This window comes from Serpens gallinarum, from assembly GCF_014836765.1.
Classification (GTDB): domain Bacteria; phylum Pseudomonadota; class Gammaproteobacteria; order Pseudomonadales; family Pseudomonadaceae; genus Serpens; species Serpens gallinarum.
This window is the reverse complement of the sequence record NZ_JACSQG010000001.1, coordinates 867,307-888,860: the sequence shown is the minus strand read 5'-3', so window position 1 is coordinate 888,860 and position 21,554 is coordinate 867,307. Positions and strand designations below refer to the sequence as shown.

The window sequence follows — 21,554 nt, the reverse complement described above, 5'->3', positions numbered from 1 at the left end:
ACCTGAGAACAGGGACGCTCTCAGGTCTGTCTGGTTATCGCTAGCATAAGCAAAAGAAATAAGCATTTTGCCATCACGCCCTTTTCTTATTAAGCTCTGCTTAAACTAGAAAAGAGCCTGCGTGCATGGATGTATTTAGCTCGAAACTGGTGTCCAGTCTGCCACCGGATGACCAGTTCATTGTCTTGCAAACCAGTCATGATGCTGGGTTGGTGCTGTTGTCGCTGTTGGTGGCGATTGCCACCAGCTTCACCACACTCAGCCTGATTGAACGCATGGCCCATGCGTTCGATCCCCTGCGCCGCGCTTTCTGGGCCACCGCAGCCACGTTGTGCCTAACCAGTGGAATCTGGTCCATGCATTTCGTTGGCATGCATGCCTTCCAGGCGCCGGTCGAGCTGCACCATGAACTCCCGCTCACCCTGGTATCGCTGGTGGTCGCCCTCGCGGCTTCGGCTCTGACTATCTATACACTGGGCCCGCGCTGGCTGCGCTTGTCACACGTCGGCCTGGCCGCGTTGATCATCGGGCTGGGTATCAGTGCCATGCACTACACCGGCATGGCCGCCATGGCCACCCCGAAGGCCACCGCCTATTACCACGGCGAACGGGTTCTGCTATCGGTACTGCTGGCAGTCGCCGCCGCCATAGCCAGCCTGCTGCTTGCCCGCCACGCCCATCGCCTGCGCTACGACCTCGGGCGGCTGATCAAATTTCTGGCCAGCTTGTTGCTGGGCGGCGCAATCCTGGCCATGCACTACTGTGGCATGTGGGCTTTGGTACTGATCCTGCCCATTGACGCGTCCCTGCCGACGATCCCCCCCCTTCATGACCCTGCACGGGGACAGGTCATTGGCCTGGCCATGCTGCTGTTTGCCGCTCTGTGCCTAGGCGCGACTTGGGTCGATCGCACGTTGATCCAGAAGGAGCGTGCCCTGCGCCGTGCCAATGCACGCCTCAGGGAGTTGGACCAGGCCAAGGACTCCTTGCAGGCAATTGCCCATCGCGACGCGCTGACTGACCTGCTCAATCGCCGAGGCTTCGAGGAGCAGTTCGCCTGCCGCCTGGATTCGTATAGCCGGCGCGATCAATCACTGGCATTGATGTTCCTCGATCTGGATAACTTCAAGCAGATCAATGACAACCTCGGCCATGCGGTCGGCGATGAGCTGCTCAAGATCGTTGCCCAGCGTCTGCGCCAAGTGTTGCGAGATGATGACGTGATCGCCCGTTTCGGCGGTGACGAATTCTGCGTGCTCATCGGCCTGCCTCGTCAACGCGATCCGGTATTTTTAGCCCAGCGCATCGTGCAAGACCTCACCCAGCCGGTCCGGCTCGTCGGGCAGCGCGTGGAAATCTCCACCAGCATCGGCGTCAGCCTGTTCCCCCGTGACGGCAGCAACGTTGGCGAGTTGCTCGAACATGCCGACATGGCCTTGTACGAAGCCAAGGAAGCGGGGCGAAACCAGGCTTATTTCTTCAACCAGGAGTTGCGCACGCGCTCGGTGGACGTTCGCCACCGAGAAGGTGAACTGCTACAAGCCCTGAAGCAGGATCGCGGGTTGCTTTTGCACTATCAGCCCATCATCGATCTGCACAGCGGCAAGGTCGTCAAGCTGGAAGCCTTGCTCCGCTGGGAGCATCCCCAGCTGGGCCTGCTGATGGCCGAGGACTTCCTGCCTCTGGCCTCAGCGGCCCTGCGCGCGAACCTGGATGCCTGGTGTCTGCGCCGCGCCCATCATGATCTGGCTCGACTGGGGCTGCCGCAGCAACTGACAATAGCCTTGGACGCCGCGATTCCGCAGCTGGGCCAGAACCTTTGGCTCGATGGTTTGCGGGGCATTCTTGAAGCGCAGGCAATTAACCCCGCGCAGGTCGAGTTGGAAGTGTCGGCCGCTAATCTGAACAAACTGCAGGTCACCACCTTGCTCATACAGATACGAGCCTTGGGGGTGAACCTGTCCATCGATCATTTTGGCGCTGCGCCCTTCGCACTGGAAGTACTGCAGCGTCTGACGCCGAGCGGACTGAAAATAGGCCCTGGCCTTGCCCAGTCGGCGCAGGGGCATAAGCAAATGGCAGCCGTCGTTGCCGTGGCCCATGCCCTGGAATTGCAGATCACCGCACTGGATGTGGAAAACGAAGAGCAGCTTCAACTGTTACGTCAGCAGGGCTGTAATCTGGCCCAAGGACCGTATTTCGCTCCGGCCATGTCGCTGCAGAGCCTTCACGATTACCTGACGAACCCGTGCTACCTGCTCGAACCGGCGTTGATCTGACAAGCGCTTCAGCCACATCTGTGCGGAATCGCTAGAACGCCTTCTGCCGCCAGCGCAACAACCAGTCAAGATCGGCGCAAGTACCCGCGTCTGCCGGCACGTACTCAGCCGCCAGCCACCCCTGATAACCACTGCGCTCGAGCGCCGCCAATGCGGCGGCGAAATCTACGCGACCACTACCCGGCGCCCCGCGGCCCGGGCAGTCGGCAAATTGCACATGGCCGATACGCCCGGCCAGCCGTTCGATGGCCAGGGGCAGGTCCACGCCCTGACGGGCCATATGATAGAAATCCAGCTGGGCCGCAAAGTTGGGATGATCCACCGCACGTAACAGCTCATCGAGGTGCTCAGGCGTGTTGATAAGGAAGCCCGGCATGTCCAATGGGTTAATCGCCTCGGCCAACACGCGAATCCCCAGCGCATCGAACGCCTCGGCGCTCTTTTGCACGTTGCCGACCAAGGTGCGCATCGCCTCGCCACGACTGACACCCTCCGCCAGGCGCCCGGCCAGCAGGTTCACGCAGCGTGGCCGTACCATGGCCGCATAGCTCAAGGCTCCTTCCAGCGCAGCATCGAATTCGCCCTGGCGCTGCGGCACGCCAGCCAACCCCGCACCACCCTGCATGAAATCGCCAGCCGGCAAGTTGATCAACACCAAGGGCAGGCCGGCTCGCTCCAGCTCCTCTTTGAGGCGTATGGCAGGCAGCTCGTAGGGAAACTGGATTTCTACCCCATCGAAGCCCGCTACACTTGCGCCGCGAATACGGTCGATCAACGGTAACTCGGTAAACAGTAAGGAAAGATTGGCGGCGATTTTCATTTTTGCTCCTCGCGATACATCTGCACCAGCGTCGCCGGGTCTTGCGCAAGGTGACCCTGACTGCCATGCAATCGCATCAATTGGGCGGCCAGGCCACTCATCGGCGTGGCACTGCCCTGCTCGCGGGACAGTTTCACTGCGGTATCCACATCCTTGAGCAAGGTGCGCACATGCCACTTGATCGGGTCAAAGCGACTTTCAGCCATTTGCGGTGCAAGGATCTGCAACGGCTTGGAATCGGCAAAACCACCGGCCAACGCCGGCGCAATCAAGCTGGCATCTACCCCGGCGCGCTCAGCCAGCGCCACCACCTCGGCAATCACCAATGCATTGCAGGCGACAATCATCTGGTTGCACACCTTGGTGACCTGGCCCGCGCCGACCTCGCCCATGCGCGTCAGACGCTGGCCCAAGTGGGCCAACACCGGGCGCACTCGCTCGATATCCGCGGCATCCCCGCCGGCCATGATTGCCAGCGTACCGGCCTCGGCGCCGGGGGTGCCGCCCGATACCGGCGCATCGATCCAGCGCATGCCGGTACGCGCTTCCAACTCGGCGGCCATTTCGCGGGTTGCCGCTGGTTCCAGGCTGGAAAAATCCACCAGCAGTTGACCGACGCGCGCACCCTCGACGATGCCGCCCTCGCCGAACACCACGTCTCTCACCGCCGCCGTGTCGGCCAGGCAGAGCATGACGATCTCGGCATCGCTGCATAGATCAGCCGGTCGCGGCGTTGCACGGGCACCCAGCTCCACAAGCGGCGCGCACTTGTCCGCCGAGCGGTTCCAGACAGACAACGGATAGCCGGCGGCCAACAGGCGTCGGGTCATTGGCAGACCCATCAGGCCGATACCGGCGAAGGCGAGGGAAGGCAAAGGCTGCATACCTGGCTCCAGGGCAAAAAAAGAGTGGCATCCTAACAGGCGGTACACTGGTCGAAATTGGCCGACGCTCCGCCTTTCCCGACGATCAAAAACTGCCTACGGACGATCTTTCTCCACATGATCCAGATTGATTGGATCACCGGCCTGCGTTTCCAGCTTTTCGCGAATATCGTCGAACATTCGGTCATATTCATCGTGGTGCGTCAGGATCAGTCCTTGCTCGGAAGGCAGGCCATGACGCGAGGCAAGTCGGGAGGCAACGCTGGCAAAGTTGAACGCGGTGTCACGGTGCAGGGTAAAACGTTCCTCGAAAGGCCGCTTCTCCACCACGCCACTCATGCGCAGCTCAAGCACCTTGCCTTCAACGGGATCGCTGCGCACCTCGTAATAAAGATCAATGGCATAACACGGCTCATCACCAGGCAGGCTGGCGCGGTGAAGGTGTCCGGGCTCGAACATGTGGGCGTACCTGTTGAACAGCAACGCTCAGCTTAGTTGTTTTGAGCCGTTTCAGTGCAGCGCCGAGCGCTCTGCCTTTTCTTGCACCAGTACCCAAGGGGCTACGACCACCGCCCAGAGCTGTGGATCACGGGACAGCAGATCGCTCGCGCGCTCTTCCTCGACCTTGCCTAGCGAGCCTTCGGCCAGCCAGCCGGAAACCTTGCTCGCCTGGTTTTCCGCCACCGCCTCGGCCACGGCAATCAGATCAAGGCCTTCATTGACCCACAGCAACGCGCCACGGGCAAAGAACGGCTGCAATTCCTGCCACGTGATGGAAGCAGTTTCGCCCAGCAGCTTGGCATAAAGGGTGCTTGGTGATTGCGACATGAACAGAACTACCGGTTGCGTTGGGCCGAATATGATAACGCCCTCGCCGGCAACACAACACCTGACTCCGGTTAATGGCCAGCAGAGGGATCGGGACAACTCATCAGGCGCCTATCGCTGCGATTTGGCGACAGGTTCTCGGGATTCACCCCCGCCGGCTTTCCAAGCGATCAAACAGCGCTCTACACTGAGTTCGATACGGTTTGGAATCCAGTACGCCAATCGCCCGGGCTCCCCGTCCGGGATACAACAACAATGAGACGAGTGGACATCATGACCAATACGACCCAACACCTGTGCAAACTGTTCTCTGCCATTGCCCTGGCCGGTTGCGCCAGTTACTCGATGGCCGCGGACACCATCAAGATCGCCCTTGCCGGCCCGGTGACCGGTGCCGTGGCGCAGTACGGCGAAATGCAGTTCGTTGGCGCCAACATGGCCATCGAGCAGATCAACAAGGCCGGTGGTGTAGACGGCGCCCAGCTCGAGGGCGTGGTCTACGACGACGCGTGCGACCCGAAACAGGCCGTGGCGGTGGCCAACAAGATCGTCAACGATGGCATTTCCTTCGTAGTCGGCCACCTGTGTTCCAGCTCGACCCAGCCGGCCTCCGATATCTATGAGGACGAAGGCATCCTGATGATCACGGCGGCATCCACCAGCCCGGACATCACCGCGCGTGGCTACGAGCTGATTTTCCGCACCATCGGTTTGGATAACATGCAGGGCCCGACTGCTGGCAACTACATTGCCGATCACGTCAAACCCAAGGCTGTTGCGGTCGTGCATGACAAACAGCAGTACGGCGAAGGCATCGCCACGGCGGTGCGCGACACCTTGAAGGAAAAAGGCATCAATGTCGTCGCCTTCGAAGGCATCAACGCCGGCGACAAGGACTTCTCCGCGCTGATCGCCAAGCTCAAGCGCGCCAACGTCGATTTCGTTTATTACGGCGGTTACCACCCCGAACTCGGCCTGCTGCTGCGCCAAGCCAAGGAAAAGGGCCTGACTGCACGCTTCATGGGTCCCGAAGGTGTCGGCAATAAGGAAATTTCCGCCATCGCCGGCCCGGCCTCCGAAGGCATGCTGGTCACCCTGCCGCGCTCATTCGACCAGGACCCGAAGAACCAGGCATTGGTCGAGGCGTTCAAGGCCAAGAAGCAGGACCCCAGCGGTCCGTTCGTGTTTCCGGCCTATGCCGCGGTACAAGTGATCGCCGAGGGCATCGAGAAAGCCGGCAGCACCGACACCGAGAAAGTCGCCGCCGCGCTACGCGCCAATACCTTCGACACGCCCACCGGCTCCCTGGCCTTCGACGAGAAGGGCGACCTGAAGGACTTCAGCTTCGTCGTCTATGAGTGGCATCAGGACGGAACCAAGACCGAAGCTCAATAACCTGCCGCGCAAGCCCCCGCCGCATACCCGCGGGGGCTTTTATCCGAGTATCCCGAGGCATTGGCCGTCCACCGGGCGGTGCCGGCGCGTACCCGAGGAGACAGGTAAATGCCTGAGATTTATCACTACCTGCAACAGTTGGTGAACGGCCTGACCATCGGCAGCACCTATGCGCTGATCGCCATTGGCTACACCATGGTTTACGGCATTATCGGCATGATCAACTTCGCCCACGGCGAGGTGTACATGATCGGCTCGTACATCGCCTTCATCGCTATTACCCTGCTGGCCATGGCCGGCATCGACAGCTTGATGCTGATCATGGTCGTCGCCTTTGCCGCCAGCATGATCGTCACCAGCGCGTTCGGCTACAGCATCGAACGGGTCGCCTACCGTCCCCTGCGTGGCGGCAATCGGCTGATCCCGCTGATCTCGGCCATTGGCATGTCGATTTTCCTGCAAAACGCCGTGATGCTCTCGCAAGACTCCAAGGACAAGGCCATCCCCAACCTGCTGCCCGGCAATTTCGTGTTCGGCGAAAGCACCATGAGCGGGGTGACCATTTCCTACATGCAGGTGCTGATTTTCGTCGTCACCTTCCTGGCCATGCTCGGCCTGACCCTGTTCATTTCCCGATCACGCTTGGGTCGCGCCTGTCGCGCCTGCGCCGAAGACCTGAAAATGGCCAACCTGCTGGGCATCAACACCAACAACATCATTGCCCTGACCTTTGTGATCGGCGCTGCCCTGGCCGCCGTGGCAGGCGTACTGCTGGGCATGCAATACGGGGTAATCAACCCCTATCTGGGCTTCCTCGCTGGGATCAAAGCCTTCACCGCCGCGGTACTCGGCGGTATCGGCAGCATTCCCGGTGCGGTACTGGGCGGCCTGGTACTGGGTGTGGCGGAAGCCATTGGCGCCGATATCTTTGGCGATCAATACAAAGACGTGGTGGCCTTCAGCCTGCTGGTGCTGGTGCTGCTGTTCCGTCCGACCGGGATTCTCGGCCGTCCGGAGGTGGAAAAGGTATGAGTCGGAACCTCAAGACCGCAATCTTCAGCACCGTGCTCCTGCTGCTGATTTCCTACCCCCTTCTCGGCCTCAAGCTCAGCGTAATCGGCATCGGTTTGCAGGTCGAAGGCGCCTCGCCCCGCACCCTGTGGACCATTGCCATCGCCGCCGCGCTGGTGTTCGTCTGGCAGTTGTTTCGCGACCGTTTGCCCGGCAGCGGCCGATTCACGGCGTTGCTGCCGTCCATGCCAAGCAGCGTCACGCACCGTCTGACTTTGCCCTCGACCCAGCGCTGGATCATTATGCTGCTGGTGGTGGTCGCGCTGGTCTGGCCGTTCTTCGGTTCGCGGGCGGCAGTGGACATCGCCACGCTTATTCTCATCTACGTGATGCTGGCCATCGGCTTGAACATCGTCGTCGGGCTGGCGGGGTTGCTCGATCTCGGTTATGTCGGCTTCTACGCGGTGGGTGCCTATACCTATGCACTGCTCGCTGAATACGCCGGCTTCGGCTTCTGGACCGCACTGCCGATTGCCGGGCTGATGGCCGCCACCTTCGGCTGCGTGCTCGGTTTTCCTGTGCTGCGCTTGCGCGGTGACTACCTGGCCATCGTCACCCTGGGCTTTGGCGAGATCATCCGCATCATGCTGCGCAACCTGACCAGTATCACCGGCGGCCCCAACGGTATCAGCTCGATTCCCAAACCGACGCTGTTCGGCCTGTCCTTCGACCGCCGCGCGCCGGATGGCATGCAGACCCTGCACGAGTTCTTTGGCTTCGCGTACAACTCCACCCACAAGGTGATCTTCCTTTACCTGATCGCCCTGCTGCTGGTGCTGTTGGCTTTGTTCGTCATCAACCGGCTGATGCGCATGCCCATCGGCCGGGCCTGGGAAGCGCTACGCGAAGACGAAATCGCCTGTCGTGCCCTCGGACTCAATCCCACCGTAGTGAAGCTTTCCGCCTTCACCCTTGGCGCCACCTTCGCCGGGTTCGCGGGCAGCTTCTTCGCCGCGCGCCAGGGGCTGGTGACACCGGAGTCCTTCAGCTTCATCGAGTCGGCCATGATCCTTGCCATTGTCGTGTTGGGCGGCATGGGCTCGCAGCTGGGCATCATCTTTGCCGCCGTGGTCATGGTGTTGCTGCAGGAAATGCGCGGGTTCAACGAGTACCGCATGCTAATCTTCGGCCTGACCATGATCGTGATGATGATCTGGCGCCCACAGGGTCTGCTGCCCATGCAGCGGCCGCACCTGGAGCTGAAGCCATGAGCCGCGCAATTCTCGAGGTCAGCGGCCTGTGCATGCGCTTTGGCGGGCTATTGGCGGTCAACGGGGTGAACCTGACCGTCAAGGAACAACAGGTGGTGTCGATGATCGGCCCCAATGGGGCCGGCAAGACCACGGTGTTCAATTGCCTCAACGGTTTCTATCAGCCTACCGCGGGGGAAATCCTGCTCGATGGCGACCCCATCCAAGGCTTGCCTGGCCACAGGATTGCCTGCAAAGGCGTGGTCCGAACGTTCCAGAACGTGCGCCTGTTCAAGGAGATGACCGCGGTAGAAAACTTGCTGGTGGCCCAGCATCAACACATCAACACCAACTTCTTCGCCGGCCTGTTCAAAACGCCCGGGTATCGAAAGAGTGAACAGGAAGCCATGCGCCACGCCGCTGAATGGCTGGAACGGGTCAACCTCACTGAGGTCGCCAACCGCCCGGCCGGCACTCTCGCCTATGGCCAGCAGCGACGTCTGGAAATCGCCCGTTGCATGATGACCCGTCCGCGCTTGCTGATGCTCGATGAACCCGCCGCCGGCCTCAACCCACGAGAAACTGAAGGCCTCAAGGCCTTGATTGGCCAGCTACGGGACGAACATGGCGTCACCGTATTGCTGATCGAGCATGACATGAAGCTGGTGATGAGTATTTCCGACCACATTGTCGTGATCAACCAGGGTGCGCCCCTGGCCGAGGGCACGCCGGAGCAGATCCGCAGCAACCCGGATGTGATCAAAGCCTACCTGGGGGAAACCTGATGCTGCAGTTCGATAATGTTTCCACCTTCTACGGCAAGATCCAGGCGCTGCATGGGGTCAGCCTGGCCGTGCAACGGGGCGAGATCGTCACCCTGATCGGCGCCAACGGCGCCGGCAAATCCACCTTGCTGATGACGCTGTGCGGCTCACCGCGGGCCGCCAGCGGCAGCATTCGTTACGAGAATGAAGAACTGGTCGGCCAGGACACCTGCGACATCATGCGCAAAAGCATTGCGGTGGTGCCCGAGGGACGTCACATCTTTGCCCGCCTGACGGTGGAAGAAAACCTGGTGATGGGCGCCTATTACCTGGCCAAGCAGGACTACCAGCAGCAGTTGGATAGGGTGCTGGAACTGTTTCCTCGCCTCAAGGAACGCTTCACCCAGCGCGGTGGCACCATGTCCGGCGGCGAACAACAAATGCTCGCCATCGCACGGGCACTGATGAGCCAGCCCAAACTGCTGCTACTCGATGAACCTTCGCTGGGCCTGGCGCCGATCATCATCCAGCAGATTTTTGAGATCATTGAGCAATTGCGCAGCGCCGGCGTGACCATTTTTCTGGTCGAACAGAACGCCAACCAGGCGCTCAAGCTCGCCGACCGAGGTTATGTGCTGGAAAACGGCCACATTGTCACCCAGGGCACTGGCGAGGAATTGCTCGACGACCCCAAGGTTCGCGATGCGTATCTGGGCGGTTGACTGCGCTCTGTATGCCGGCAAGACATCTTGCCGATACGAATAAACCAAAGCCCGGCGAGCCGGGCTTTAATTATGGAGCGAATAGTAGAGAACCTGTAGCTGACGGCAACGCTCATCACATCGGGGGTTCGGTACATTAATTAGCGTCGGAGCGCCCGCAAAATGCCGGGGACTGCGTGATGGGTGAAGCGGCGACAGCCTGGTTTCAACGGGCCAGGGGGCAAGAAGGCATCTACAGTAAAACCACCGGCGGCTATCCCTGCTCCGCCCTGTCACCGGGAGATTTAAGATGCATGGCCCGTCACGCCTCGCCTCGCTGCGCACCCTCGCCAGCCTGCTGCTCGTCACTTTGCTGAGCGGCTGCGGAATCAACAACATTCCCAGCTATGACGAGCAAGTCAAATCCGCCTGGGCGCAGGTGGAAAACCAGTACCAACGCCGCGCCGACCTGGTTCCCAACCTGGTGGAAACCGTCAAAGGCTACGCCCGCCAGGAACAAGAAACCCTCACAGCAGTGATCGAGGCACGGGCCAAGGCGACCTCGATCCAGGTGGATGCCAATACCCTCGACGATCCTGCCAAACTGCGTCAGTTCGAACAGGCCCAGGATCAGCTGAGCGGCGCCTTGAGCAGGCTGATGGTGGTGGTGGAACGCTACCCGGACCTCAAGTCCAACCAGAACTTCCTCGCCCTGCAATCCCAGCTCGAAGGTACCGAGAATCGCATCGCCGTGGCGCGGCGCGACTTTATCGCCGCCGTGCAACGTTACAACACCGAGATCCGCACCTTCCCAGGCCGCATCTGGCATACCTTGATGTACAGCGACATGCCGATCCGCGAGACCTTCGAGGCCACCTCGGAGAATGCGGAGCAGGCCCCACAAGTGCAGTTCTGATGCAACGGGGCCATGCCGTTGTCGACTGGCGGTATTTGCTGCTGATCGCCCTGCTGTTCTGCCTGGGCGCCACTGGCGTGCAAGCACAAGTCCAGTTTCCGCCACTCACCGGCCGAGTGGTCGACCAGGCCGAGCTGCTGGACGCTCCCAGCGAAAGCCAACTGGCCCAGCAGCTTGCCGCCCATGAACAGGCCACCGTCGAGCAATTGGTGGTGGTCACCGTGCCCGATCTGCAAGGTCGCAGCATCGAGGAGTTCGGCGTCGAGCTGGGCCGCCACTGGGGCATCGGTCAGAAGGACCGGGACAACGGCGCGCTGCTGATTATCGCCCGCGACGAACGCAAGATCCGCATCGAGGTCGGCTATGGCCTGGAAGGCCGACTCACCGATGCGCAATCGGCGCTGATTATCCACAACCTGATCGCCCCGGCCTTTCGCCAGGGCGATTACGCCGGGGGCATTCGCGCCGGTGTCGACGCCATGCTGCAGGTGCTCGGCGGCGAGCCGCTGGAAGGCTACAGCGCCGCCCAGGGCGGTGGCGAACAGCAGCCCGCCGGGCTGCTGTTCTTGATCATGTTCATTGCGATTATCCTGTTTCTCGGCGGGGGCGGCGGCGGACGGCGCAAGCGTGGACGAGGACGGGATGTGATTGCCGGCGCGATGCTCGGCACCTTGCTTGGACGTGGCGGCGGCGGGTTTGGCGGGGGAGGATTCGGCGGGGGCGGCGGCGGTTTCGGGGGCGGTGGCGCCTCCGGTGGCTGGTAAACGGAGAGACACATGAGCCTACTCAGCGAACAGGAACAGCAGCAGGTCGCCGATGCGATTACCCGCGTCGAGCGCAGCACCGATGCCGAGCTGGTCACCGTACTGGCGGCCCAGGCGGACGATTACCATTATATTCCGCTGGTGTGGGCCGGCCTGATTGCCCTGTTGCTGCCCGGCATTCTCAACGTATTCGGCGATTGGTTGAACGCCCGTCAGCTCTTGCTGAGCCAATGGAGCAGCTTTCTGCTACTGGGCTTGCTGTTCAGGCTTCCCGCGCTGCGCCTGCGCCTGATTCCCCTGCGGGTGCGTCACTGGCGGGCGGCCAACCTGGCACGTAGACAGTTTCTCGAACAGCAGTTGCACCACACCGACGGCGATGTAGGCCTGCTGATCTTCGTCAGCGAAGCCGAGCATTATGTGGAAATTCTCGCCGACCGCGGTATTTCCAGCCGCATCGGCAACGACGTGTGGGAAAGCCTGATCGCACGCTTTACCCAGCAGGTACGCCGAGGGCAAACCCTGCAGGGTTTTCTTGACTGCATCGAGGGCTGTGGCCGGCACCTCCAGGCACACCTGCCGGCAACCCAGGAGCGCAACCAGCTGGCCAACCGGCTGGTGGTTCTGGAGTGAAGCTTGGGATTCAAGTCAGCGCGTTGGGCGCAATCAGGAGATTCAGAGCAACCGGTGGGATCGCGCCAAGACGCATCAAAAATGTCAAAACACCGCGGTATCGCTGCGCTCAACGTCACCCTACGTGAAATATCGATGCTTACTTGGCCTGGTAGATGATCCCCGGACTGCACTGCACCATCTGGTAATGATCCGATAAGCCATTGAGCGCTTCGGAGGCCCCCAGGAACAGGTAACCTCCCGGTTTGAGCGTTCCATGGATGCGCAGCAGGATGTCGCGCTTCACCTCGGCGGAGAAATAAATCAGCACGTTGCGGCAGAACACGATGTCGAACTTGCCCAGCACGGCGTAGCTGTCGAGCAGGTTCAAGGCACGAAACTCGATGCGGCTGCGCAAGGCTGGCTTGATCGCCCACCGTCCCGGTGCGACCTGGTCGAAATACCGTTGCTTGCGCTCCGGAGACAAGCCGCGCGCCATGGCCAGGCTGTCGTACTCGCCGGCCTTGCAGGCCGCCAGCATGGTGCCGGACAGTTCGGTGGCAACAATCTGCGCGCCCATGCGCAACTGGCTGGGATAGGTGCGCTCGTACTCGTCCAGGGTCATCGACAGCGAATAGGGTTCCTGCCCCGAAGAACAGGCTGCCGACCAGATACGCAGACGCTGATGCGGGTTGGCCTTGAGCAGCTCCGGCAGTACCCGGCTTTTGAGAACCTCGAACGGATAGCCGTCGCGAAACCACAGGGTTTCGTTGGTGGTCATGGCGTCGACCACCAGCTCACGCAGACCGCTGCGCGGCTGGCTCTGGATTCTCTGCACCAGCTCGCCGAGGCTTTTGATGCCTTGCTCTTCCAGGAGCCGGTTCAGCCGGCTGGACACCAGATACTGCTTATTGCTGCCAAGCAGAATCCCACTGGTTTTTTCCAGAAAGTCCCGGAACAGTTCAAAATCCAAATTACCCGAAGACACCTAGCCCGCCTTTAACGTTATGGAATGCCGAAAACCGCAGCTCTTAGTTGCTTTGCGCAGTGATTCGCTCGATGACTCGGGTCGCGAGTTCATCCGGGCGAAACTTGGCGAGGAAGTCGTCCGCACCCACCTTCTTGACCATCGCCTGGTTGAATACCCCTGACAGCGAGGTATGCAAAAGCACATGCAGCTTGCTCATGCGCGGGTCCTGGCGAATTTCTGCGGTCAGAGTGTACCCATCCATCTCCGGCATTTCGATATCGGAAATGACCATCAGCAGCTCCTTCTCAGGGCTGCGCCCCTCGTTGAGCATGTTTTGCAGATACTCGAGTCCCTGGCGACCATCGCACAGAGCAGTGACCTCGACGCCAAGGCTTTCCAGGCAACGAATCAGCTGCTTGCGGGCAACCGATGAATCATCCACCACCAGCACGTGCTGAGTCTCGGCAAACTGCTGAGCCTGCGCGGAAATGACGTGATCAGAGACCGTTTCTTGGGTCGGTATGACTTCGGCAAGAATCTTTTCTACATCGATGATTTCCACCAGCCGATCATCCACATGGGTCACCGCAGTCAGGTAATGATCCCGTCCGGTGCCCTTGGGCGGCAGATGCACCTCATGCCAGTAGAGGTTGACGATGCGTTCCACCGAGCGCACCAGAAAGCCCAGCACGCGTGAGTTGTATTCGGTGATGATGACGAAACTGTTCTGCCGCTCGGTCAGAGCGCGACGGCCGGTAGCCATCGACAGGTCGAGAATCGGAACGGTTCCGCCACGGATATTCGCCACGCCACACACTACCGCGCTCGATTTGGGCATGACATTCAGACGGGGACAAGGCAGTACTTCCTTGACCTTGAAGACATTGATGCCATACAGCTGACTGCCGTCGAGACGAAACAGCAAGAGCTCCAGACGATTCTGTCCGACCAGCTGAGTGCGCTGGTTTACCGAGTCCATTACACCAGCCATGCCGGCTCCCTTGATATGAATAGAACGTTGTATGTTCAGGTAGGGACGGAAAGTGCCGCCGTGCTTACCCACACGCGCACCAAAGTTCGATGCTCGCTCTTTACCTGGCGGCACGTACTTTGCTTCTTTTAGGACATGAAGATTGCCCTGTCATTTTTACGACGCTTATCCAGGCTTGCCCAGCCCCTCGCCTGCGTTGCCGTGCTGCATAGCATCTCGTCACAGGCGGCGCCAACACCACAAACGCTACCTGATCAGCTTATCGGCACAGCCCAGGCATTTCTTGAGGCCACTGTCGCCGACTACTTGCAGCGCAGCGCCATCGCCGGGCGCCATGAAATCGACATGAACCGGCTGGACCCACGGTTGCGCATGCCGTTTTGCGACCAGCCCCTGTATGCCAGCCTGGAAAACCCGCCACAGCCCATCGGCCGGGTCACCGTGCGCGTCGGCTGCAGCGGTCGTTCGCCCTGGAGCGTCTTTGTCCCCGCCCAAGTGCGCCTGTATCGCGACGTAGTCGCCGTCGCCCGCCCCTTGGCGCGCTCAAGCACCATCGGTTTTGCAGATATCCGCCTGGCGGAGCGCGACGTCGGCCAGCTCAGCCAAGGCTATCTGACCGAGCTGGATCAGGCCCTGGGTTACAAATTGACGCGCCCCGTCACCGCCGACCAGATCCTCACCCCCAACCACCTGGAACGAGCCGATGTGGTGAGCAAAGGTGATCAGGTCGTCATCAGCGCCCGCAACAGCGGCCTGAATGTACGCATGCCCGGCGAAGCGCTGAGCAACGGAGCGCCAGGTGAACAGATCCGGGTACGCAACCTGGGCTCCCAACGCATCATCAAGGCCAGGATCAGTGGCCCCGGACAGGTGGAAGTGGACCTCTAAACCGTCAAGAACTGTTTAAATCCTTTAAACTGTGACCCGAAACGCAAAACCGTATCGGATCGCACTAAAGTTCCTGCCGCCTTGGCCGAGAATAATGGCATGCGTCCATACACCCGTCCGAGGTAGCGAATCATGGTTATCGACATTCAGCGGTCGAACGGCACCCCCGTCCCGCCCAGCACAAACCGCAGCAATGCGGCGCAGCCGCCGATCGACACCGCGCTGGCCCAGCCTGCAACACCGGCCAAAAGTGGCGAGCCTGTACTTCTCAGTGCTGAGGCTCAACAGTTGCAGCAGATCAGCGATCAATTGCGTAGCCAGCCCAGTGTCGACCACGAACGCGTGGCACAAATCAAGCAAGCCATCGCCGATGGCAGCTATCAGGTCGACAGCCAGCGCGTGGCCAGCAAGCTGCTCGGTTTCGAAACCCTGCGCTGATTGACCCGCGAGGGAGCAGGACGCCCGCTCAACAGAGGTTGTTATGCCAGCAGTAAGCCTTTTGCAGCAGTTCAATGACGATATCGCCAGCGCTGAGCGTCTGCTCGCGCTGCTCGACAGCGAGTATCAGGCCTTGAGTCGCAGTGAGCTGACGCTGCTGGAAGAACTGCTGGAAGAGAAACAACAGCTGCTTGCCCTGCTTGAGCAGCATCGCCAGCAGCGCAGCGAGCTGTTGCGTGGTCTGCAACTGACGCCCGACCGTGATGGCCTGCAAGCGTTTGCGCAACGCTCGCCGCAGGGCCCCGCGCTGATGGAAAGTGCCGATACCCTGAGTGAACTGCTGCAGCGCTGCCAGGAAGCCAACCTGAGCAATGGCCGCCTCATCCAGCATGGCCAGAGCAGTGTCGAAGGGTTGCTGATGATCGTGCGCGGCAAGAATGACACCGCCGGGCTCTATAACCGTCGCGGTCAGAGCACCGGTAACATAGCCCGCCAGCGCCCCATCAATCTGGCCTGAATTAATAAACTGATCTGCCTCGATGCTCGCAGGGGCAGGTCGGTGTCGTACCGTTCGGAGACTTCGAGACAGTGTCAAAATTCCTGGATGATGACAACGCGCCCCAAGGCCCGGTGATACTCCGGGAACCCTTGGAAATCCTCGCCAGTTTAAAGCTGCTCCAGCAAGGCCTGGATAGTTTGACAATCACCTTCGACGGCCAAACTCAGCACTACCAGAGCCTTCTGGTGGATCTTGATCGGGAGCGTGGCTTGCTCGCGCTGGACGAACTGGTACCTGCCGACGGCGAGGCCCGCCTGCTGGGGGGTGAGAGCTTCCATGTCCAAGGGTATCACGAAGGCATACGCATGGCCTGGCGTACCGAGCGTGCCCAGATTCGCCGCGGCGAACATCAAGGGCATCGCTGTTACTGGATTGAGCTGCCTGAGGAGATGGATTATCACCAGCGCCGTGACGCCTACCGCGCACCCCTCAAGCCCAGCCAGATCCCCACGATCAATCTGGCCGGCAGCCTGCTCTCCCCCTCATTGGTCGGCAAACTGCTGGACATCTCGGCCACTGGTTGCAAGCTGCGCTTTCCCGGCAACGTGCTGAGCGTTCTGGAGCGCGGCGAAGTCTACGAACGACTTAGCATTGCCCTGCCCGAAGCCACTCTGGTGCTGGCCGCTGAGCTGCGCCACTTGCACTACGAAGAACGCCACGAGGCCAGCTTCGCCGGCATGCGCTTTCACGAAATCAGCGGCCTCGAGCAGCGGCAGATCGAGCGCTTCGTCTTTCAGGTACAGCGAGAAAGTCGCCGCCTCGAGCGCGAAGGTCCCTTCGAATAATCGTCGAGCCCGCCACGGAGACGCTCCGCGCGTCTCCGATGCAGCGTAATGCACTAATACCTTTTCCTAGCCGCACGGCTAATCCTGCATCTGCTCCTGCACCACGTGCTCGTCGACACGTGGGTCCAAGGCGGCCTGCAAGGGCGAGCCCGCCATGCTATCCAGCACTGGCACGTGATGCAGCGGCGCATCTTCGACCTGGTGCAGGTTGGTTACCCGATGCGGACGAACACTCAGTGCCAGCAGCAGCCCGCAGCCACTGAAGAAGGCATACAGCAGATTTGCCCCCAACACGCGCATCAATACCCCCGCCAACAACGGCCCAATCGCCGCGCCGACACCGAAGGTCATCAGCAGCATCGCCGTCAGTGATACCCGACGCTCCGCTTCCACGTGGTCATTGGAAAACGCCACCGCCAACGGGTACAGGCTGAACATCAACAGGCTGGCCAGGCAGCCAATGGGCAGCAGCAACCAGAGCGATCCCTCTTGCAGCAGGGCCAGCGGCAGGCTGGCCAGGCTGAGCAGCAAGGCACACACCCGAATCAACTGTGGCCGGTCGTAGCGATCGGACAGCCAACCCAGCGGCCACTGCCCGACAAGTCCGGCCAGAATGCAGCTGCCCATGAACAGGCCGACCTCGGCCGTCCCCAGCCCCATGCGACTGGCGTACAGTGGCGCCAGACCATAAAAGGCCCCGACGACCAGTCCCGCCATGACTACCGTGACCAGCGATTGCGGCACACGGCGCATGAAGAAACGCGGCTCCATCGGTGCAGGGTGCAAAGGCGCCGGGTGGATGCGGTCGGTCAGCGTGACCGGCGTCAGGCACAACGCAAAGCACAGCGCCACCAGCATGAGCAGTTCGAGCCCCAGCGAGGGGTACGCCACCAGCACCAGTTGCCCCAACACCAGCCCCCCGTAGGAGGCCGTCATGTAACCGGCGAATACCCGGCCGCGCTGATGGTCTTCAGCCTGCTCGTTAAGCCAGCTTTCCACCACCATATACAGACACATCATGCCCAAGCCGACCAACATGCGCAGCACCAGCCAGATGGGCAGCCACTCGATAAGGCCATGGCCCAGCACTGCCGCGGTGACCGCGCCGGCGCTCGCCGCATAGGTGCGAATGTGCCCGACTCGGGCAATCAAGTGGTGGCCAATCTTGCCGCCCAGCACCAGTCCCAGATAATAGGCCGCCATCAGCGCACCCACCCACACACCATCCATCACCTCGGCCACTCGCAGGGCCAGGTAGGTGCTCAACAAACCGGAACCCAGCAGCATCAGCAGGGTGGCCATATACAACGCAGGAAATGATTTCAGGGCGCGAAACATAGCTGGATCAGACAAGCCTCCATATAAAAACGGCCCCCGGTACGGGAGCCGCAGCGTCCATCATACCCATGAGGCCAGGTGACGACGCTCCCACGGGGTGATTTCGTCGTAATAACTGCCCAGCTCCATCAGCTTGCTGGCAGCAAAGCCTTCGATGAACTCTGCCCCCAACAGTTCGCGCGCCAATTCACTGTTCTGTAAGCGTTCCAGCGCGGCCGACATGGTGAACGGCAGGCGCAACGCCTGCGGCGCGACGAATTCGCCCTGCGCCGGCGAACTCGGCTCAAGCCCCAGGCGCATGCCGCGCAACCCGGCCGCCAGGCTCGCGGCGATGACCAGGTAGGGATTCGCGTCGGCGCCGGGCAGCCGATTTTCCACCCGCCGCGCCTCAGGACCACTGACGGGCACGCGCAACCCGGCGGCGCGGTTGTCGTACGCCCAGCACGCATTGTTCGGCGATGCAAAGGGATGAAACAGGCGCTGGTAAGAATTCACATGGGGAGCGAACAGTAAAGTCAGATCGCCCAGCGCCGCCTGCAGCCCACCGATGAAATGCCGAAACGCGGGGGTTTCCTCGCCCTGCCCGTCACTGAAAATATTCTCGCCACCGTCGGCGCGCACCACGCTCTGATGCAGGTGCATGGAGCTGCCCGGCGTGCTCGCCAGCGGCTTGGCCATGCACACGGCGATCAAGCCGTGCTTGAGCGCCACCTCCTTGAGTAGATGCTTGAAGAGAAAAGTCTGGTCGGCAATCAATAATGGCTCGCCGTGCACCAGGTTGATCTCATACTGACTGATCCCCATTTCGTGCATGAAGGTGTCGCGCGCAAGCCCGAGCGCGCCCATACCCTCATATACCTCGGCAAAGAACTCGCGCAAATTGTGGTTGGCCGTGACACTGAACGCCGACGAACCGGTTTCCGGTCGACCGTCGAGGCCGCGCGGCGGCTCAAACGGCTGCAACGGATCCGGGTTGCGGGCGAATACGAAAAATTCCAACTCAGTAGCCACCACCGGCGCCAGGCCCTGCTGCGCATACTCGCCCAGCACCTGGCGCAGCAGGCTGCGTGTCGACAGCGGGCAAAGTCCACCGTCCATGTCCACGCCATCGCAGATCGCCAGGGCGCGCGGCTGTTCACTCCAGGGCACTCGATGCACCTGGTTAGGATCGGGACGCAGCACCAGGTCACCATCATCGCCGCCGTAATAACCGGGCGGCGGATAACCACCCATGATGCATTGCAGCATCACGCCCCGAGCCATCTGCAGGCGCCGTGGTGCGAAAAAGCCTTCGGCGGTCATCACTTTGCCGCGTGGTACACCGTTGAGGTCAGGCGTTATACATTCGATCTCGCCAACCCCGGCAAGGCGCTCGGCGAGCGCCTGGAAGTCCATCTCGGTCATTGCGTCCAAACCTCTGCGTGCATGCCAGCATGGCAACCTCATTACAGTAGGTAGCCCAGCCCGCAGAGATCAAGCGAGCATGTGGATATAAACGCCAACCACATTTCGCACCAAGAGGTCGACGAACCCGCAGGGCCAGCGAGTTCGCCCTGTACGCGGAGAGGTTTACACCTTGAAGCGCATCACCAGACCTTTCAGCTGTACTGCCAGGCGCGCCAGCTCCTGACTCGCGGAGTTGGTTTGGTGAGCCCCAGCGGACGTTTGCACGGCCAGATCACGAATATTCACCAGGTTGCGGTCAACTTCACGGGCCACTTGCGCCTGTTCTTCCGAGGCGCTGGCAATGATCAGGTTGCGCTCGGTGATATTGCCGATCGCCGCGGTGATCTGCTCCAACGCCTCGCCGGCGGCACGCGCGATGTCCAGCGTGGAGTGAGCGCGATCATTGCTCGTCTGCATGGCGGCCACAGCCTGATCAGTACCCTGCTGGATACCGGCCACCATCTGCTCGATCTCCTGGGTCGACTGCTGCGTGCGATGGGCCAGGGCCCGCACTTCATCGGCCACTACGGCGAAGCCGCGGCCGGCATCACCGGCCCGCGCTGCTTCGATGGCCGCGTTAAGGGCCAGCAGGTTGGTCTGTTCGGCAATCGAACGAATCACATCGAGAACCGTGCTGATGTGGCGAATGCGTTCGGCCAACTGCTCGACTTGCCCACCGGTGGAGGTCACGTCGTTGGCTACGTGATGAATCGAATCGACCGTACGGTTGACTTGCTCCTGACCCTTGCGCGCGACCGTGTCGGAGCCACGCGACGCTTCCGAGGTAGCTACCGCGTTGCGCGCCACTTCATCCACCGCAGCCGTCATCTCGTTGACGGCCGTAGCCGCCTGCTCGATTTCATGGTTCTGCTGATGGAGGATCTTGCTCGAGTTCTCGGTGACCGCATTCAGCTCCTCGGCAGCCGAGGCCAGCTGATTGGACGAGTCGCCAATGCCCTGGATGGTCGCCTTGAGGCTTTGCTGCATGGTTCTGAGCGCGGCGAGCAAGCGTGCCGGCTCATCTTCGCCGCTGACGCGGATGTCCTGCGTGAGGTCGCCTGCGGCCACGGTTTCCGCAACACGCACGGCCTCGCCCAGCGGCGCCACGATACTGCGGGTAAAGATCAGTGCCAGCCCGACAGTCAACAGCGCGGCGATGATCAGGAAAATCATCACACCGATTTCCGCGCGCTGGTATTCGGCGCGGGACAATTCGGTAAAATCCGCAGCCGCTTCGCTGTTCATCTTGACCAGCTTGTTCAGCTGCGCACCCAGAGCAATGGACAGCCGGTTGTAATCGCCGCCCAGCAAGGCATGCATTTGTTGCAGATCGTTCTGGTGGGAAAACTGCACCAAGCGCTGGTGAATGCCCACGTAGTCATTCATCGCCCGCTTCAGTTCGGAAAACTGCACCCGCTCCGCATCGTTGCTGATCAGTCGCTCGTAGCCACCAATCTCGGCCGAGAGCTCGCCGACCAGCTCGTCAGCACGTGCCAGCGAAGCCTTGAGCTTGTCCTCTTCGCGGTCGACCAGAAGGCGGAAGGACATGATGCGCAGGCGCAGCATCTTCTCGCTGACGGAGCCTAACGAGACATAGCTTGGCAAGGTGTTATCGAGCAGCACGAGCGTCGCGCCGCGAATGACCTTCATCTGACTCTGTGCGAACAAGCCGAGCAACACGACTAGCAACGCAACCAGGGAAAAGCTGATGAATGCCCTGGGACCGACCTTGAAACGCCGAAGAAACATGGGATGACCTCATCCGAAGTGATTTGTTTTTCTTCTTACCGGTGCGCGCACGTGAAGCAGAGCACACCACAAGCAGTGGTGGGTATATCGGCGGCCCGGTCAGCGTCATGACATTCTGACGTCAAAAAAAAGGCCTTTTGACGTCACTCTTTCCTTAAGGGGGCGTTAA

The 21,554-nt window shown here is 60.9% G+C and carries 22 protein-coding genes; 13 read left to right on the top strand and 9 right to left on the bottom strand.

What is annotated here, in order from left to right; translation table 11 throughout:
- Window positions 1-125 precede the first annotated feature (125 nt).
- Window positions 126-2,279 carry a putative bifunctional diguanylate cyclase/phosphodiesterase gene (locus H9642_RS04120; protein WP_251835124.1) on the top strand — a complete coding sequence of 718 codons (2,154 nt, stop codon included), beginning with the start codon at window positions 126-128 and terminating at the stop codon, window positions 2,277-2,279.
- Window positions 2,280-2,310: 31 nt separating this feature from the next.
- On the opposite strand, the gene H9642_RS04115 is transcribed toward H9642_RS04120, so the two are convergent.
- The 4 genes from H9642_RS04115 to H9642_RS04100 form a co-directional block, all read right to left on the bottom strand.
- Entirely contained in the window at window positions 2,311-3,099 is a 789-nt protein-coding gene (locus tag H9642_RS04115) for a hydroxypyruvate isomerase family protein (RefSeq protein WP_251835123.1), read from the bottom strand.
- Window positions 3,096-3,983 carry an NAD(P)-dependent oxidoreductase gene (locus H9642_RS04110; RefSeq protein WP_251835122.1) on the bottom strand — a complete coding sequence of 296 codons (888 nt, stop codon included), beginning with the start codon at window positions 3,981-3,983 and terminating at the stop codon, window positions 3,096-3,098. Before H9642_RS04110 ends, H9642_RS04115 begins: the two co-directional genes overlap by 4 nt.
- Window positions 3,984-4,079: 96 nt before the next feature.
- Entirely contained in the window at window positions 4,080-4,442 is a 363-nt protein-coding gene (locus H9642_RS04105) for a DUF5064 family protein (RefSeq protein WP_251835121.1), read from the bottom strand.
- 51 nt (window positions 4,443-4,493) lie between these two features.
- A complete protein-coding gene (locus tag H9642_RS04100; RefSeq protein ID WP_251835120.1) occupies window positions 4,494-4,811 on the bottom strand; it encodes a DUF2288 domain-containing protein in 318 nt (105 codons plus the stop codon).
- Window positions 4,812-5,084: 273 nt separating this feature from the next.
- Between H9642_RS04100 and H9642_RS04095 the strand changes: the two genes are divergently transcribed.
- The 8 genes from H9642_RS04095 (at window position 5,085) to H9642_RS04060 (ending at window position 12,242) form a co-directional block, all read left to right on the top strand.
- Window positions 5,085-6,206: a branched-chain amino acid ABC transporter substrate-binding protein gene (locus H9642_RS04095; protein WP_251835119.1), complete on the top strand. Its 1,122-nt coding sequence runs from the start codon at window positions 5,085-5,087 to the stop codon at window positions 6,204-6,206.
- A 108-nt stretch (window positions 6,207-6,314) separates the two neighbouring features.
- On the top strand, window positions 6,315-7,238 hold the full coding sequence (gene livH / locus H9642_RS04090; protein WP_251835118.1) for a high-affinity branched-chain amino acid ABC transporter permease LivH: 924 nt from the start codon (window positions 6,315-6,317) through the stop codon (window positions 7,236-7,238).
- A complete protein-coding gene (locus H9642_RS04085; protein ID WP_251835117.1) occupies window positions 7,235-8,488 on the top strand; it encodes a high-affinity branched-chain amino acid ABC transporter permease LivM in 1,254 nt (417 codons plus the stop codon). Before livH ends, H9642_RS04085 begins: the two co-directional genes overlap by 4 nt.
- The gene (gene livG / locus H9642_RS04080; RefSeq protein ID WP_251835116.1) at window positions 8,485-9,252 is read left to right on the top strand and encodes a high-affinity branched-chain amino acid ABC transporter ATP-binding protein LivG; all 768 of its coding nucleotides are present in this window, start codon (window positions 8,485-8,487) and stop codon (window positions 9,250-9,252) included. Before H9642_RS04085 ends, livG begins: the two co-directional genes overlap by 4 nt.
- Window positions 9,252-9,953, top strand: a complete 702-nt coding sequence (locus H9642_RS04075; RefSeq protein ID WP_251835115.1) for an ABC transporter ATP-binding protein — start codon at window positions 9,252-9,254, stop codon at window positions 9,951-9,953. The genes livG and H9642_RS04075 overlap by 1 nt, the downstream gene beginning before the upstream one ends.
- A gap of 289 nt (window positions 9,954-10,242) precedes the next feature.
- The gene (locus H9642_RS04070; RefSeq protein ID WP_251835114.1) at window positions 10,243-10,848 is read left to right on the top strand and encodes a LemA family protein; all 606 of its coding nucleotides are present in this window, start codon (window positions 10,243-10,245) and stop codon (window positions 10,846-10,848) included.
- Window positions 10,848-11,612 carry a TPM domain-containing protein gene (locus H9642_RS04065; RefSeq protein ID WP_251835113.1) on the top strand — a complete coding sequence of 255 codons (765 nt, stop codon included), beginning with the start codon at window positions 10,848-10,850 and terminating at the stop codon, window positions 11,610-11,612. Before H9642_RS04070 ends, H9642_RS04065 begins: the two co-directional genes overlap by 1 nt.
- A 12-nt stretch (window positions 11,613-11,624) precedes the next feature.
- On the top strand, window positions 11,625-12,242 hold the full coding sequence (locus tag H9642_RS04060) for a TPM domain-containing protein (RefSeq protein ID WP_251835112.1): 618 nt from the start codon (window positions 11,625-11,627) through the stop codon (window positions 12,240-12,242).
- A 139-nt stretch (window positions 12,243-12,381) separates the two neighbouring features.
- On the opposite strand, the gene cheR is transcribed toward H9642_RS04060, so the two are convergent.
- Window positions 12,382-13,209: a protein-glutamate O-methyltransferase CheR gene (gene cheR, locus H9642_RS04055; protein ID WP_251835111.1), complete on the bottom strand. Its 828-nt coding sequence runs from the start codon at window positions 13,207-13,209 to the stop codon at window positions 12,382-12,384.
- 43 nt (window positions 13,210-13,252) lie between these two features.
- Complete coding sequence (locus H9642_RS04050) at window positions 13,253-14,182, bottom strand: chemotaxis protein CheV (protein ID WP_251835110.1); 930 nt, start codon at window positions 14,180-14,182, stop codon at window positions 13,253-13,255.
- A 135-nt stretch (window positions 14,183-14,317) separates the two neighbouring features.
- Here H9642_RS04050 and flgA point away from each other — a divergent pair, with 135 nt between their 5' ends.
- From flgA to H9642_RS04030, 4 genes are all read left to right on the top strand, one after another.
- Window positions 14,318-15,070 carry a flagellar basal body P-ring formation chaperone FlgA gene (flgA, locus tag H9642_RS04045; protein WP_433962662.1) on the top strand — a complete coding sequence of 251 codons (753 nt, stop codon included), beginning with the start codon at window positions 14,318-14,320 and terminating at the stop codon, window positions 15,068-15,070.
- 132 nt (window positions 15,071-15,202) lie between these two features.
- Window positions 15,203-15,508 (top strand): flagellar biosynthesis anti-sigma factor FlgM, encoded by a 306-nt coding sequence (gene flgM, locus H9642_RS04040; protein WP_251835108.1) that lies wholly within the window; start codon window positions 15,203-15,205, stop codon window positions 15,506-15,508.
- 43 nt (window positions 15,509-15,551) lie between these two features.
- Complete coding sequence (locus H9642_RS04035) at window positions 15,552-16,025, top strand: flagella synthesis protein FlgN (RefSeq protein ID WP_251835107.1); 474 nt, start codon at window positions 15,552-15,554, stop codon at window positions 16,023-16,025.
- A gap of 71 nt (window positions 16,026-16,096) precedes the next feature.
- Window positions 16,097-16,852, top strand: a complete 756-nt coding sequence (locus H9642_RS04030; protein WP_251835106.1) for a flagellar brake protein — start codon at window positions 16,097-16,099, stop codon at window positions 16,850-16,852.
- Between the two features lie 78 nt (window positions 16,853-16,930).
- Here the strand turns inward: H9642_RS04030 and H9642_RS04025 are convergent, their stop codons facing one another.
- The 3 genes from H9642_RS04025 to H9642_RS04015 form a co-directional block, all read right to left on the bottom strand.
- Window positions 16,931-18,190 carry an MFS transporter gene (locus tag H9642_RS04025; protein ID WP_251835105.1) on the bottom strand — a complete coding sequence of 420 codons (1,260 nt, stop codon included), beginning with the start codon at window positions 18,188-18,190 and terminating at the stop codon, window positions 16,931-16,933.
- 60 nt (window positions 18,191-18,250) lie between these two features.
- The gene (locus tag H9642_RS04020) at window positions 18,251-19,594 is read right to left on the bottom strand and encodes a glutamine synthetase family protein (protein WP_251835104.1); all 1,344 of its coding nucleotides are present in this window, start codon (window positions 19,592-19,594) and stop codon (window positions 18,251-18,253) included.
- Between the two features lie 165 nt (window positions 19,595-19,759).
- Window positions 19,760-21,385 (bottom strand): methyl-accepting chemotaxis protein, encoded by a 1,626-nt coding sequence (locus tag H9642_RS04015; RefSeq protein WP_251835103.1) that lies wholly within the window; start codon window positions 21,383-21,385, stop codon window positions 19,760-19,762.
- Window positions 21,386-21,554 lie beyond the last annotated feature (169 nt).

Coding starts and splice junctions, on each gene's coding strand:
- H9642_RS04120 (WP_251835124.1), top strand. CDS start 126: ATGGATGTATTTAGCTCGAAACTGGTGTCCAGTCTGCCACCGGATGAC.
- H9642_RS04070 (WP_251835114.1), top strand. CDS start 10,243: ATGCATGGCCCGTCACGCCTCGCCTCGCTGCGCACCCTCGCCAGCCTG.
- H9642_RS04035 (WP_251835107.1), top strand. CDS start 15,552: ATGCCAGCAGTAAGCCTTTTGCAGCAGTTCAATGACGATATCGCCAGC.
- H9642_RS04025 (WP_251835105.1), bottom strand. CDS start 18,190: ATGTTTCGCGCCCTGAAATCATTTCCTGCGTTGTATATGGCCACCCTG.
- H9642_RS04115 (WP_251835123.1), bottom strand. CDS start 3,099: ATGAAAATCGCCGCCAATCTTTCCTTACTGTTTACCGAGTTACCGTTG.
- livH (WP_251835118.1), top strand. CDS start 6,315: ATGCCTGAGATTTATCACTACCTGCAACAGTTGGTGAACGGCCTGACC.
- H9642_RS04085 (WP_251835117.1), top strand. CDS start 7,235: ATGAGTCGGAACCTCAAGACCGCAATCTTCAGCACCGTGCTCCTGCTG.
- H9642_RS04100 (WP_251835120.1), bottom strand. CDS start 4,811: ATGTCGCAATCACCAAGCACCCTTTATGCCAAGCTGCTGGGCGAAACT.
- H9642_RS04050 (WP_251835110.1), bottom strand. CDS start 14,182: ATGGCTGGTGTAATGGACTCGGTAAACCAGCGCACTCAGCTGGTCGGA.
- H9642_RS04065 (WP_251835113.1), top strand. CDS start 10,848: ATGCAACGGGGCCATGCCGTTGTCGACTGGCGGTATTTGCTGCTGATC.
- H9642_RS04110 (WP_251835122.1), bottom strand. CDS start 3,983: ATGCAGCCTTTGCCTTCCCTCGCCTTCGCCGGTATCGGCCTGATGGGT.
- H9642_RS04060 (WP_251835112.1), top strand. CDS start 11,625: ATGAGCCTACTCAGCGAACAGGAACAGCAGCAGGTCGCCGATGCGATT.
- H9642_RS04015 (WP_251835103.1), bottom strand. CDS start 21,385: ATGTTTCTTCGGCGTTTCAAGGTCGGTCCCAGGGCATTCATCAGCTTT.
- livG (WP_251835116.1), top strand. CDS start 8,485: ATGAGCCGCGCAATTCTCGAGGTCAGCGGCCTGTGCATGCGCTTTGGC.
- H9642_RS04105 (WP_251835121.1), bottom strand. CDS start 4,442: ATGTTCGAGCCCGGACACCTTCACCGCGCCAGCCTGCCTGGTGATGAG.
- flgM (WP_251835108.1), top strand. CDS start 15,203: ATGGTTATCGACATTCAGCGGTCGAACGGCACCCCCGTCCCGCCCAGC.
- H9642_RS04020 (WP_251835104.1), bottom strand. CDS start 19,594: ATGACCGAGATGGACTTCCAGGCGCTCGCCGAGCGCCTTGCCGGGGTT.
- H9642_RS04095 (WP_251835119.1), top strand. CDS start 5,085: ATGACCAATACGACCCAACACCTGTGCAAACTGTTCTCTGCCATTGCC.
- flgA (WP_433962662.1), top strand. CDS start 14,318: ATGAAGATTGCCCTGTCATTTTTACGACGCTTATCCAGGCTTGCCCAG.
- H9642_RS04075 (WP_251835115.1), top strand. CDS start 9,252: ATGCTGCAGTTCGATAATGTTTCCACCTTCTACGGCAAGATCCAGGCG.